This window comes from Sphingobacterium puteale, from assembly GCF_050986225.1.
GTDB lineage: Bacteria > Bacteroidota > Bacteroidia > Sphingobacteriales > Sphingobacteriaceae > Sphingobacterium > Sphingobacterium puteale.
Map to the genome: position 1 here is coordinate 5,044,267 of NZ_CP158959.1, position 14,510 is coordinate 5,058,776.

General features: G+C 44.0%; 10 protein-coding genes. 1 reads left to right on the plus strand and 9 read right to left on the minus strand.

What is annotated here, in order from left to right; genetic code table 11:
• Positions 1-10: 10 nt before the first annotated feature.
• The 7 genes from ABTV71_RS21300 to ABTV71_RS21330 all read right to left on the minus strand — a co-directional run bounded on the left by ABTV71_RS21300 (position 11) and on the right by ABTV71_RS21330 (position 12,242).
• Complete coding sequence (locus tag ABTV71_RS21300) at positions 11-2,704, minus strand: glycoside hydrolase family 2 protein (RefSeq protein WP_433900973.1); 2,694 nt, start codon at positions 2,702-2,704, stop codon at positions 11-13.
• Positions 2,701-5,040 (minus strand): GH92 family glycosyl hydrolase, encoded by a 2,340-nt coding sequence (locus tag ABTV71_RS21305; RefSeq protein ID WP_433900974.1) that lies wholly within the window; start codon positions 5,038-5,040, stop codon positions 2,701-2,703. Before ABTV71_RS21305 ends, ABTV71_RS21300 begins: the two co-directional genes overlap by 4 nt.
• Before the next feature lie 23 nt (positions 5,041-5,063).
• The gene (locus ABTV71_RS21310) at positions 5,064-7,637 is read right to left on the minus strand and encodes a glycoside hydrolase family 38 C-terminal domain-containing protein (RefSeq protein WP_433900975.1); all 2,574 of its coding nucleotides are present in this window, start codon (positions 7,635-7,637) and stop codon (positions 5,064-5,066) included.
• A gap of 4 nt (positions 7,638-7,641) precedes the next feature.
• Positions 7,642-9,051, minus strand: a complete 1,410-nt coding sequence (locus ABTV71_RS21315) for an SGNH/GDSL hydrolase family protein (protein ID WP_433900976.1) — start codon at positions 9,049-9,051, stop codon at positions 7,642-7,644.
• 225 nt (positions 9,052-9,276) lie between these two features.
• Entirely contained in the window at positions 9,277-10,896 is a 1,620-nt protein-coding gene (locus ABTV71_RS21320) for a DUF6377 domain-containing protein (RefSeq protein ID WP_433900977.1), read from the minus strand.
• Positions 10,897-11,159: 263 nt separating this feature from the next.
• Complete coding sequence (locus ABTV71_RS21325) at positions 11,160-11,681, minus strand: hypothetical protein (RefSeq protein WP_433900978.1); 522 nt, start codon at positions 11,679-11,681, stop codon at positions 11,160-11,162.
• Between the two features lie 69 nt (positions 11,682-11,750).
• Positions 11,751-12,242, minus strand: a complete 492-nt coding sequence (locus tag ABTV71_RS21330; RefSeq protein WP_433900979.1) for a hypothetical protein — start codon at positions 12,240-12,242, stop codon at positions 11,751-11,753.
• A 274-nt stretch (positions 12,243-12,516) separates the two neighbouring features.
• Between ABTV71_RS21330 and ABTV71_RS21335 the strand changes: the two genes are divergently transcribed.
• Positions 12,517-13,215: a Crp/Fnr family transcriptional regulator gene (locus ABTV71_RS21335; protein ID WP_433900980.1), complete on the plus strand. Its 699-nt coding sequence runs from the start codon at positions 12,517-12,519 to the stop codon at positions 13,213-13,215.
• 71 nt (positions 13,216-13,286) lie between these two features.
• Here the strand turns inward: ABTV71_RS21335 and ABTV71_RS21340 are convergent, their stop codons facing one another.
• Entirely contained in the window at positions 13,287-13,679 is a 393-nt protein-coding gene (locus ABTV71_RS21340) for a hypothetical protein (protein ID WP_433900981.1), read from the minus strand.
• Positions 13,680-13,693: 14 nt separating this feature from the next.
• Complete coding sequence (locus tag ABTV71_RS21345; RefSeq protein ID WP_121122516.1) at positions 13,694-14,506, minus strand: formate/nitrite transporter family protein; 813 nt, start codon at positions 14,504-14,506, stop codon at positions 13,694-13,696.
• Positions 14,507-14,510: the final 4 nt, after the last annotated feature.

The following is a 14,510-nucleotide window of genomic DNA, read 5'->3' on the forward strand; positions in this document are numbered from 1 at the left end:
TGTATCATCTTTAAAAAATGTTCTTTAGTTTCAATGTTTCCTTTTCGGCATGACCATATTGCTTCCATAACAGCTTTGCATTTTTTAATTGCTTTGCATGAGATTCCGTAAGCCGAACATGCTTTTCCTCGCCCGGCATCAGGGTAAAATAATTATCCGAAATCATGAGCGGCAAAATGCGTTCATTAGTTGCTGCATCCACCAGACGCAAGCGATTACCAAATGATACTGTTGTTCCACGATTAAAAACCCGGAGCACAACACCGGCGGTACCGTCTTCTTTTTTATAGTCAAATTCAAGTTTGGCCTTCGGTAAGCTAGTTAGGCTGGTATAATCCAGCTCTTTTCGGCCATTCCGCCAATAGAAATTTTCAGACAGCAAAGCTCCCTTTCTATCCTTCAGGGTAAGCTTAATGAAGTGTAGATCGGACAAGGCTGTAGCTTCTTGTTCGCCGCCAAAATTTAGACGGAAGACTTCCTTCGCCACATTTGACCGTACGGTAGCGCTGGTTTGCAGGCCATATTTTTTGATCTCCTGGCCATCCATGTCAAAGATCTGCGCCGAAACCCATACTGAATCCAGGCTCTTTAAGCTTGTATTGATGACCTTGACACTATTGTTGGATGCATTCCATTGTACATGTACCGGTTCGCAGGCTTTTTTCGCCCCCCAGTAAGCGCCCGTCGCATCGTAATAGTAATCATAGGTCTGCCATACAAATGAAGGGTAGGCCGATTGGCTCATCCAGATCAGCATGCCTGCTGCGTCGTCCCAGAGCTTGTCGTTCCAGGCTTCATACATGCCCTTCATGACCTCGAGGTTAAGGTATTGCGCCTTTTCAGCAAATGCAGATAGGTCCGTCGATTCGCCATACTGTTTATTGACCGCATTTTTATACTGGATAGGACTGGCGTTAGCAGCTTCCTTACCAAAAAAATGCCTATTCCACACATTGTCATCTTCCGATTTGAGCTGTTCGTCCGTAGGTAGTGGCCAGAGCTTGTCATTTGGGATAAACTTCACGATACTTTCATAATTGGGAAAAGTAGCCGTTCCGATTTCCGTACGTAGGCCATAGCCGTAGTCGCTGCTATAAGGGTAAGGCGGATCGTTCCAGGCCAGGTTGCTTCCCGAAGTTTCAAAATGGTGCCGCGGCGGCTGGTTGCCCCACCATCCGCTTCCCGAAAGACCATCCTGATTGGAACTGGACTTATACAGCCGATCATTGTGGTCCTCCGACGCCACAATAGCACGCAGGTAATTATCCAATTCAGGTTTTGGACGCGTTTCATTGGCGCCGCACCAGATTGCGATGCTGGCATGATTTCGCAGTCGTTTTACTTTATCGAGCGCATTTGCTTTAAAATCATCATCATTGGCCACATCGTTATACGCCACATAGAGCCAAAAATCATCCCACACCATCATCCCATTACGATCGCAATAATCATAGAAAGCATCGTCTGTGATCGAGCCCGTCCACAAGCGGATCATATTATAGTTCATATCCTTATGTAACTTGATCTTGAGACCGTACTCTTCCCCTTGACAGCGGAGCAAGTATTCGCTCATTCCCCAATTCCCGCCTTTGAGATAGATCTTTTTTCCGTTGATATAGAAATTCAGCACTGGCCATCCCGCTTTATTGCGCACATAATGGTACTCATATTTACGGATCCCAAACTGGAACTCCTTCTGATCCGAGATCTCATCACCAATTTTTGCGGTAAGCGAACAGCTGTACAGATTCGGTTCCCCATAACCATTTGGCCACCATAGCAGCGGCTTTTTGATCAAAAATTCCTTCACCTCGTTGCGGGTGATATATACTTTTTGGGTGCTATGTGCCGGAACTTTTACTTTTTTAGAAAATCGGATATCTCCGGGCTTGATGATCCCTTCCAGTGTTATTTCTTTGGGTTGATCACCTGTATTTTTTAGATCGGTCGAAAAGTCCAGGTAGGCAAACTCGTTGCTTTCCAGGTCGGACCGCATCCAAGGGTCTTCCATACTGACATCGCCTGTAAAACGTAACGATACATTGCCGGTAATCCCGGCCAAGCGTCCCGGTACATAAGGCATCCAGTCCCAGCCAGCCGCAGCCAAGTACGTGGGGCTTGCCGTTACGCCAAAAGGTTCTTTTGCCGTACGTGTTTTTTTCTGGTCAGCATCGGTAATCAACACCGCAATTGCATTTTCCTGCCCCACACGCACAAGATCTGTGATATCAAATTTGCTGCGCAACATATGGCCACTGACATCTCTTGTAGCGCCAGCTGTACCCGATAGTTTCACTCCATTGCAGAAAAAATCGGCATAGCGGTTGGTATTGTCAAAATGAATCCATACACGCTGCCCTTTTTTATAGTCTACAGGCAGGCGAAAAGTTGTACGGTACCAGAACGGACGGTTGAATAACTGTTCATCCACCCGGTAGATATTGTCTGAAAAATTGGGATCCGGTACTAGTCCCTGATTTACATAAGCTGCGAAGACGACACCCGGAACAATACCGCGCACGGGGTCTTTCATCCGAAAATTGGGTTGTGCTATTTCCTGCCCTGAATAAGGCAGATCCGATTGCGGCTTTATTTCCCAACGAATCGCGGGATTATCACTATTGAGCGAAATTTCGCGTACTTGACCATAACCTACAAGTGCCAGCTGCAAGAATAGCAGCATATATACTAGTCTTTTTTTCATTTGATCCCCCAGTCTTTGTTTGGATTAGGCCCCATATAGAGTTCCAAGGTTGCCCCGGCCACCATATCTGCAAAGTCAATGTAATTTTTAGCATAGGGCTTACCGTTTAACATGGCCCGCTGGATATATATATTATCCGTCGAATTGTCGTGCGCAACAATGCGAAAGGTTTTACCCGAGAAATAATCCGGATCTAGCTTAAATGTCAGTTCCCGGAATAATGGGCTTGTTATTTCAAAACGTGTTGCTCCCGGACAAGAGGGGTGTATCCCCGATGAGGCAAGCACGTACCAGGCCGACATCTGTCCCACGTCCTCATTTCCCACGATTCCCTCTACGGCATTACGATACGCTTTATCGCAGATGTAACGGGTCCATTTTTGGGTTAAGTAAGCCGCATCCAGATGGTTGAACAAAAACGGAACTAAATGCACGGGCTCATTGGCATGATTATAATAATCGTTCCAGAGCATATTTTCAGGTGTCTTCTCAAAAAAATCCGTTAGATCAGCTAAGGTCTTTTCTTTACCGCCCATCAACTCGATCATGCCCGGAATATCATGTGGCACAAACCAGCCCTGCTGGTATGGGTTGCTTTCAATGGTACCATACCATTCTTTAGTACGTGCATTCTCAGGCCATTCCTCCCATGACCCGTCACTTTTCCGTGGTCTGAACCAGCCTTTTTCCGGATCAAATATCTTTCGGTAAGCTTGGCTTTTGGCCAAATACGCTTGTTCCGTTTCTTTCCTGTTCAATCCATTTGCCAGCTGCGCAATGCACCAGTCGGTGTACGCATATTCCAGCGTATTCGAAATGCTCAATGCTCCCGGCGTATAGCCTAACGAATCATTGCCAAACCTTTTGGAGGTATTGATCGCGTAGGTTAATGCTTTGGATACATCGTAATTGCGTATCCCTTTCGCATAGGCATCCGCCAATACCGATAGCGCAGGATTGCCGATCATGCAGCCAGAATACGCATTTAATAATTCCCAGCGTTCAAAATACCCCTTTCCAGACTCGTCAGCCAGACTGATCAATGAATTGAGCTCATCATTTACCAAGCTGGGGTTGATCAAAGTCTGCAACGGAAATTGTGACCGAAAAACATCCCACCCACTAAAAATGGTCCGTTTGGTAAAGCCCTCATTACGGTGTATTCTGTTGTCACCGCCCTTATAACGTCCGTCTACGTCCGTAAAGATGCGCGGATCAATCATGGTATGGTACAATGAGGTATAAAAGATCGTTTTCTGGTCTTCGGTACCGCCTTTAAGCGCAATTTTCGACAGCTGAGTATTCCACATTGCTCTGGCTTCCCGACGGACGCGATCGAAATTCTTGCCTGCGATTTCCCTTTTAAAATTATTTTCCGCGCCCTGCATATCGACGAAAGAAATGCCGACCTGTAGATTGACCTGCTCGCCCTGACTGGTTTCAAATTCGGAGAATACCCCGAGGTGTTTGCCTTCCAGTTCGTTTCTTCCGGGCCACACTTTTGCTTCTGCCACCCGACTTTGGTAAGGGATGGACTGCACATCATCACGCTTACGCTTCCAGTCGTCAGGGATTTCTGCTGACCAGATGCCGTGTTTTTTTAGGGGTTTATCGAAGCGTGCATAAAAGTAAACCGTGTAATCCGCCTTACCATCGCCATCGCCCCAGCCACCGCCCTCCGGCGTACAGTGCATCCATCCCTGAATACTATAGTCATCTACTTTTCGGACATATTGCTGTATTGCTGTGCCACCGACACGACGCGCCAGGTCGATCTGGATACGTGATTCCTTACTTTGCGGAAAGGTAAAACGAAGCATCCCGCTATGTGGGGCAGCGGTAGCCTCCACCCGTATGTTATACCGTTCGAGATCAACCGCATAGTAGCCAGCCTGGGCGATCTCACTGGACTTGTTGTAGGGAGACCGATAACCGGTCACGGTACCATCCTCCTTACCCGCAATGGTATGCAACTTACCGATGGTAGGCATCACCAGAAAATTTCCGAGATCGCCATACCAACCCACTCCACTCATCTGGGTGAAGGCAAAACCTTCAATACTGCGATGCTCATAACTATACCCAGGACTGTTATCACCGCCTGTAACCGTGTTAGGGCTCACCTGCACCATGCCATAGGGAGTCGTTGCCCCTGGAAAAGTCTTTCCCAGACCATGATACGTTCCTGCCGCGCCCACACTTGTACTGGCACCAATAAATGGATTGACATAGTCTGCTGGACTGGAAACAGAATGATATCGGCGACTAGCACAAGATGTCGACGACAGTGTTAGTGCGATAACAAAACAAGATAGCAGTCCATATAATTTATTCATATTAATTTATCGTTTTTTAGGTTCTATTTATTGATCTGAAAGGTCCTGATTCCGAACTTTGGCAGTTGTGCCACGAAAGCTTTCCTATTCTCTGCCATCTTTCTAAAGGGAATACTCCCCTTTTGCTCACCATTCAGCAGGACTTCCTGTAACGAAGCCGCAGGAAAGTCTATGGCGACAGATGATGCGGCCTGTTTATTGCTCGTATTAAAGAGGCGTAAGCTAAGTTGTCCATGGTCTAGCTGCAAGGCCGATATCTCCAGATGATCATCCGAGAGTGTGATCAGCTGACGATCTCTGAATTTTACATTGGGATAATAGTACGCCAGCAGTGGTTCGTTCCAGGCATTGCTTCGGTCTGCGATACGCGCTATATTCCAATTCTTTTCATGTGGTATCAATGCATAGCGCATGTGTAAAGGTCCAGTGATCTTATAATCCATCCCCCACAATCCCAAACCCGAGTATTGTGCCGTCAGACTCAAAGGGAATTCCTTACCATGGACGTATGACCCTGTATGGTCGGTCATTACCGCGAGACCATATTGGCTATTTTCGTCAAAGAGGTCTACCCAGTTCAACACAACGTTGTTCTTAATCTGGTCCCACTGGCCAAAAAAGGTATCCTCTAAGCCGCTTTCAGTGACGTCAAAAGGAGCATTTTTGGCTATTTTTCCTTGCTTTATAGTTGTTGGAAACATGACTTTCAACTTATAGCGATCGTCCGTAAAAGCACGTCTATTGTCTGTCCATTTCTGTTGTTGCTTATATTCACCGATCCCAACATTGCCTTTCCAGTCGATGGTTAGATCCAAATCGATGCGTTGCTGTCCTGCTACTAGCGACAGTAACTGAACAAAAGGATGCCCATTGATATTCCCGGTTATTTTAACCGTTGTTTTCAACCCATCATCCTGTACGACAGTGAACGTTACGGGGCTATCCTTCGAAGAATAAAATTTCCCCTCCTCATAAAAATACCCTGCAATTTCTCCCATCCGATACCCCCCATCTTGTGCAGCGAATTCCTTATGATTTGCATATTTGGCAATCAGACTCTTGATTGTTCCACCCTGTTTTTTGTCCAGCACAATCTTGTACAATTCATTTTCGAGAATACAGTTGCCTTCGGTATCAAAGCGGACCATCCTTTTCGGTTCACTCGATTTAGATTGCCCCAGCTTAATAGGTTGAGCCGGCTTAAGCTGATACGTAGCATAGCCAAAGCCATTCACCTCTGCTTCAAATTCCAGGACCTTACCGAGATCCGTTTGGTAGCAATGAGCGGGCAGTACCTGCTGTTTTCCTGTCCACACGGTGACATCATCCACATCTGCAGGTAAGCGCACCTGTACCCATTCCTTTCGGTGCCGGGCTAGCGTATTATAAACCCGGATATAGCCCAATTCCGAATTAGTACTCCGCGTGGAAGTGGCATAAGAAGCATTTGCCTGATGGATCAATTGATCCGCAATGTTCAGCGTATTGGTGGTCCAGTTCTCGATCGCCTGCGCCCAAGTCTGGTCCTGATGCAACTTATTGTAAGGTACAATCCAGGAATCGTGATGCTGAGCCATCATCAACGTTCGCCAGGCTTCGTCAAGGCGTTTACCATCTGGTACAAAACCATGATCCATAAAAGCCATGGCTCCGATTTTTTCAGCTTGCAGTATCCTGTTTTCCGCTTGGCGCACCTGTTGTGCAATGCGTTGCAGCACTTGGCTACCCCACATTAAGTTGACCAAAATGTCCTCCTGCCCCATTTTCCAGGTTGGCACAGCTCGTCCAGCTGGGATCGACCGAAAATATTCCGTCCAGGTGGTGTAACGCACATTATTTTTCACCTGTTCGCCCGTTCCTATCCACGGACCATTTTTCCATCCGGCATCCTGATAGCACATACCGACTGGATTCATAATTCCAGCTTCATAACAACTCTTCCAATAGTCTACAGTATTGGCCCAGGCCGTAGTCTGCCAGGTGGAGTTTTTTTCAAAAGCCTCATTTGCATAACGTGGTACCGTAAGGATTGCCGTACCATCAGGCCCTTCCCAATTCAGAAATTGACCACCATGTGCCCTGATGTAGCCTCCCCAGCAGGTATTTGGAGTTTTAAGTACCGCATACTGAAATCCGAATTGCCGGAGGATCTGGGGTAGACTGCTTGTAAAACAAGGTTCTTCCGCAGCATAGGTTGTAAAGTTGATTTCAGGAAAATGCGAACGATATTTAGCCATGCCATAAGCAAATTGGCGAATGATACTTTCACCAGAGATATTATACAGATAAGGTTGCGCATAGGTCGGATTTGTGAAATCCAGGCGTGGATCCTTCGCCCATTCCTTCATGCGTGCATAGCCAGCAGGATCCTTAACCTTGACTGTATCCCAGGTCTCCGGTTCGATCTCAAGTCCGATTCGCCAGCTTGGCTCCCCTTCCAGGTGGTCGAGCATAAATGTCGTTACCCAAAGTGGGTAGTGTCCGTAAACCCCGCCGTGATAACCATCGACAAAGTAATCTTGCTGTTGTCCCTTTAGTCCAGCTGCTGACACCAACACAAGGACCAAAATAACTGCTATTTTTTTCAACCCGGTCATGCCATTATTTTTTCAGCTGCACAAGACGCACAGACCGTTTAACAGGTTGATTTACTTCATTCATCCGCTGCTGCAGATCATCAATTTGGCTTTGCCAGGCCGCGCGTACTTCAGGATACATCGCCTTGGCATAGAGATCTCTTTTTGCACGCAACCAACCATCTGCGGCCACATGTTGGTCCATGACCTCGATTGCCTTTCGATTGTCGGCATTCAACAATCCTTTTGGGAGAAAAAAATTATACTGCACCCAGGCCAGATCACGGAAGCGGCGTTCAATCTCCCAGCGTTCTTCATTGAGAAACATCACTTTCAAGGCCTGCTGATATTGGGGCGTCCGTGTCTGGTTCGCCAGATTGATTCCTTTGTCGAGATCCGCAGCAGACCATACACCGATTTCCTGATCGTCAATCCATAAGGTGTACTTTCCTTTAAGTCCCTTTACCCGCAAGATCTCCTGATTCATTTCTTCCATAAAAGGGACGATATTAACCGCATCGTGCTGGCTATATTTAGCTCCCCAGCCTCTAGCGGTTGTATCCATGGGATAAGGCAGTGCCGCCGCGAGATAATCAAAACTGAGGTTATTTCCAGCCTTTTTGATATTTTCAACCCCACAGTTCTTTGATTCTATCACACGTTGTTTTGTCGCGTCAATCCCCACTGTGGCTACCCCCTGACCGGCAAATCCCTGTGCTTTCAAGAATAAGTAAGCCATGACCATATGCCCATTATTATCCGGGTGTACACGGTCGCTTCCCGATATGGTGAAGGACGGATCCTTTTGCTGAAAATTCGCATTGATTGCGCTGATCGGCTGATTGAAATCATAGAATTCCCAGCCATTGCTTTTGGCCGATTCACGCTGAAAATCAACAATGCGTTTCATAGCCTTGTTTTTATTTTTAAAGGGCTTATTATCCTTGATCACCACATTTTCATCATAAGGAGTGCTTCCAAGCAATACCAGGCGGGTATCGACCAACCCTTTGTATCGTTTTTCCATTTCTTTATACCCATCATACGACTCTTTTACCTTGGTATCAGCAAAAATCTCCGGCTGGTCACCATTATATTCAAAATAACCTGAATCGTTCATACCGAAAGTCGTGATCAATACTGTAGGTTGCTTGCTGAAGACATCGCCATCCAATCTTCGAAGCATATCGACCACCCGATCACCACCGATCCCCGCGTTGAATACCTTCAATTTCATTTCGGGAAAACGTGTGAGGTAATACAGCCAGATATAGGCGTGGTAATGCCCACCATCCGTAATACTATTTCCCAAAAAGACCACGCGATCGCCATCCTTAAAGGGTGAAATTTGTTGCGCAACAGTCCGGAGAGCTGTTCCCAAAGAGACGAGAACGATGAATCCTGCCAAAAAGATTTTTCTAGAATAATTTCCCATAAGATTAAAATTGTATCAGGTTGACGATAGCTAAAACGTAAAAATAGATTTATCAAATTGGTATTGGTTCTATCGGCATTCCCTTGGAAACAAATGTATAACGCAAGAGCCCTACTTGCAGCTGCAAGTAGGGCTCTTAGTAAACGATTAAAACACAGAAATCAAACTAAAGCACTAAAAAACAATAATTTACAAATAATCAAGCAAAGTGTTTTGGTAAATGATTTAGAATTGATTTGTGGATACTGCGCCCAGTTTTCGTACTTTTTCTTCGAAATGTTCAGCATCATTGATCGCCTTACTCTTTACTTTGCTTTTATAGTTATAGATGGTTTGCATCGAATAACGTAGAAATATAGCGATCTGGTTGACATCAGATATTCCCAATCGAATCAGCGCAAAAATGCGGAGCTCGGTATTGAGTTTATCCTTTTTCAGCTGGTACTGTTCATCCGGCCGGAGGAGGCTGTTAAATTCATCAACAAATTTGGGATATACCTCTAGAAACGTACGGTCAAAATCAGTATAAAGATCCTGTGCATATTTTTCAAGTGATGCATTGGAGGAGGTAAGTTGCTGCAGGTCCTCGAGCTGGCGGCTTTTGACTTTACGGTACACATTTTTCCTGAAATCATCTAATTTGTCCAGATATACCGCACACTGATTGAGGTAATAGCCGATATAACGTTCACGCACGAGATTGGCCTCGTCCAGTTTATGGTTGACGAGCGTCAGTTGCTCATTGGTCATATTGAGTTTCTTTCGAGCACGGGATACGATCCTCATCTGTTTAAATAAGAAATAGAGTGTGAGGATCAAAATAATCGCAAATATGCTGATTACGATCGCGTACAGACGTAGGTTTTTCCGTTGTTGGTCGATCTTGGCAAGATAGGTCGCTTCGATAATAGGCTGCGTACGAGCGATCACGGTATTGCGGAAACGCGAATTGTAGTAATTGGCATCATCCAGGGCAGCCTGAATATAGGTAAAAGCCCTGTCTACATCCCCTTTTTTGTTCAAGTAAATCGCCAAAGTCAATAAGGACTCGTTTTCCTTAATCGCCAGTCGGACATCTGTAATTGCGGCCATGGCCAGATATTGCTCGGTCAGTTGTGTCTCACCCAGATCTTTAGCGATCATCGCAAGACCCATGGCAGACATTCCATAACCGTGTGTATCAATTTTTTCCTTTTTAAATAAATGCAACTGAATATCCCTAGACTCTTTGAACATACCCGCTGCTTTGAGTTTAAATGATTTCTCCTTGAGGTACATATCCGAATTTGGACCAAGCAGTCCCATGAGACTATTCCTAGATTTGGCGATTTCGCTTTCGTACTGCCTATTGTAATTATCGTGGTCAGTATATTTGATCAAATTTTCATAATAACGGATAGTGCTCCATTGGTAGAGGACCTTCAGGTGCTGAGGCAGTCCATTATAATCGATTTGCTTCAGTACATCCCATGCCTGGGTAAACAATCCAGAGATGGAAAGAACAAAAGCCAATTTGACTTGGCTTTCTGTCATGAGCATCTTATCGTTAAGCTGGTTGGCTATCGCAATATTGCCGTCTATATAAGCCAATGAAGAGTCACAGTTTAACGTCTGATATTCAAAAATTAGCTGATTCTGGATCTCGTACCGTTTCATGGCTGCCGGGTGGCTTTTCAATTGGCCTTTGATAGCGTCAATCCGGTGAATCTTGGCAGCTAAATAAACAGCCCGATTATGGATTGCTTTATCCAGTACGTTCAATAAGGAATCTACTTTGTTCGCGTGCAGTGCTGTACAGTAAGCTAATGCAAAAATGCACAAAAGAATAAGTTGTCTCGCTTTCACTAGGTTATTATAATTGATCACCGTCACTCAAATATAAACAAAAATTCATTGGTGAAAACCCAAGTTTATATAGTTAACTTTATTGTTGCATTAAAAGTAGCACGTGATGAAACAAACACTGATTATATTAAACAATTATATCCAAGACCTTAGACCTGAACTCTATACCGAATATCCCCGACGGTTTAGGGTGAAATAACAGATGGTTTGGCGTGTTCCACTTATGGTCCATGACTGTTATTGCATCCTGAAACTCATCACTTTCATTTTTTTTCCTCGTAAAATTTTTGAATTCTCCTTAAATAAGTAATCGATTTAGGCGGAGGGATGCTATCCCCAAACTCTTCATGTATATAGTAAATGGCACTTTTTTCACCAAGCTCATGAGCCTTAAGCAGGTAAAATAGGGCTTGATTCCGCGAGATGCTATCCCTGCCCGCAACTTCGACTCCGTCTATTGTCCCTTTCCATGTAAGTATATCATATAAGTTCAAGTATGCCTCAGGACATTGGTGCTTGTTAGCCATTAGAAGCGTATAATAATATTCATCTGGAGTCAAGAGCATGTTACTATGAGCTATTGTATGATATGCGTCAAAATCACCTACATTAATAGCTCTACGCCAAAGCGAATCTAACATCTTTTTGGGTAACATCATATCCTTCCAGGGCTGATCAATGACTCTTTCTTTTGTTTTTTCAGCATGATGACTACAGCAGTAGAAAAACACACAAAAAACAACGGTAAAAAATTGTAAAATCTTTATCTCTATTTTCTTTCTCATAACTGAATAACCATTTTATTTTTTAAGCACTTCGCTCCCCGCTTATCCTCAAAGTTTCATCGACCGCACTCACTTTACCCTCGGATCATTAAACATTACTTTTTTCATATAGTTGCTTTTTCCACTCGCAGCAAGAGCTGCCGAATCTAGCGAAATGTAATTAGCAAAAAAAGAAATCAGTTCAGGAGAAGCTTCATACACCAAATAATTAAGTCTTAAAGTTTTGTTATCTGGATTCAAGCATAATTGACACAAGGATTTTTTATGATCAAAAAACTCAATCTCTAGATTTGAGCAATAATTATGTTTGTACAAGATATCATTCATTTCAGGTTTATACCGCTTTAAACTAGCCATTTTATTTAAGAGAATATTCCATTTCGCTAATGGAACTGTATCATTCTTGGCGACAAAAAAGTCAGCCGCATGATGTCTATAAGAATCACCCAAGTATCTTTCTTGACCATACTGTTCATCAACAAACTCTCGACTGAACAAAATCCGTAATTCCTTTTCACGCTGTTTTTCTTTGGAACCGCAAGAAAAAAGCAACATTGACATACAACAAAGTGCAACAAAAATTAAACAGTACTTTGGTTTTATGAACATATTAGTCTTTATCATGCTTCGACGAAAGTAATAAATTCTGATTTTAAATGACTACATTAATAAGGTGCTTATTAAAATAGAGATGTAATATTTCATCCAATTCCACACATTCAGAAGTTAAAACATTATATACTTTTTTTATAGCAGACAAAATAGGAATTTAAAGGAATAGATAATACCTTTGAACATACAACAGTAGACAGTTCCCTATACGAATCAGACCTTAATGAAATCAAAAAAAGCAAATACCTGCGACCACTCTTGCCTTATGTGCCGTTATGTTTTACGCGATTGGCTTGGACAGATTGACCTGCAACGAAAAAATATTAAATTAAAAAAAGGGGAACAGTTTATTATTGAGGGAGAATCTGTTCGGGGTATCTACTTTGTGCAATCGGGGCTTGTTAAAGTGCACCGCAATCTTGGAGATAAGGAAACTATCGTACGTTTTGCAAAAAAAGGTGACATCGTGGGACATCGGGGCATCGCTTCAGAACCGACCTTTTATCCTGTTTCGGCAACTGCCCTTGAGGTTAGCCAAGTGTGTTTTGTTGAATTACCATTTTTTCTGTCTACGCTTCGTATCAATCCGGAATTGAGTTATCGTTTGATGTTATTTTTTGCCGACGAATTGCATCTTTCAGAACAAAAGATGGCTAACCTGGCTCAACTTTCTGTCAAAAATCGGCTGGCATGGAGTCTACTGCTGCTCCACCGTATTTTTGGTGGGGAGACCGAGGACGGAGACATTGGACTTGCACTGAGCAAAAAAGACCTTGCTTCGTACGTAGGGACTACCTATGAGACCTTTTATCGGATGCTCGGGGAGCTCGTAACGATTGGGGCCATCACAGTGGACGGAAAGAAAATTTTCATTAAAGATTTCCAGCAGCTAAACAGATTAGCTTCTGAACAAGGAGTATAAAAAAGGGGAGCCAACAACTTGAATGATCTTGTACTCCCCGGCGTAAATATTTCCCAATCTATACGTCAACGTTAAAATTTGTACCCCATGCCGATTCCCAATTTCCATTTTCCATCTGAAGTACTGGTTTTTGCATTATAAAAAACAGGCAACTGGATGGCCATATGCCTGAACACCGCGGTTAAACCCAAGCCCAATGTCGGTGTGATCAAGGAATTTTTTGGTTTTCCGGCATCAACCTTATCTTCCCTGAGTTTTAAACTCGGCATGAAGCCGAATAAAATGCTGCTCTTTGGGGCAAAAGTATATTTGATTGAAGGTCCTGTACAGTTTATATACCCGCCATGATCGGCATATCCGGCCACGACAATACCTTCGAACAAACTCCCCTTCACTGCCTTTTCCTGCCCCAAAGCACTATAGCCGATAGCCAGCGATAGGAACAGCACGAATAGTTGTTTCATTTTATACATAAAAATTAGCTTTGCAAAGTGGACACTTTTTCTTTTTGATGATAGGTATAGTAGATTGCCATTCCAGTAAACAACAAACCGCCAACAATATTACCGGCGGTCACGATAAGCTGATTGTAAAGCCACCAGTCGGAGACGCTTACTTTTGCACCGAACATCATTCCGGCAGGAATCACAAACATATTGACTACAGCATGCTCATAGCCCAAAGCAAAGAATATAAAGATAGGAATCCCCGCGGCCAGTATTTTACCCAAAGTAGACTTGGAAGTCATGGACATCACTACGCCCATACAAACCATCCAGTTGCACAATATTGCTTTAACAAAAGCGGAGAACAAACCCGCTGCACCATGACTGGCATAGCCCAGGGTTTTCTTTTCACTGATTAAAATCAGACTCTGTTCAATACTTCCGATCTGACTCGCCTGTCCCGTTTCTGTACTGGCAGTCCAAAACAAAATCGCAAAGAGGACGCTTCCCAATAAATTTCCCAAAAAGACCCAGAATAGATTACTGGCCATAGCCTTAAAATTAATCTTGCCCTCAAACCAAGCCAGGGGCACCAAGGAGAAGCTTCCCGTAACAAGCTCCAGGCCAAGGATGACGATGATAACAAATCCCACAGGAAAGACAAATGCGCCAACCAGGCTCAATCCTGTTTGAGAAGTTGCGAGTAAGGCAAGTGTAACCGAAATAGCCAATAAGGCACCTGAAAGTGCACCACGGATCAGAAGATCTCTGATGGAAAGGGATGATTTGTAGACAGCGGTATTCATCATTGTTCCTGCCACTTCTTTGGGGCTAATATAATCCATAATT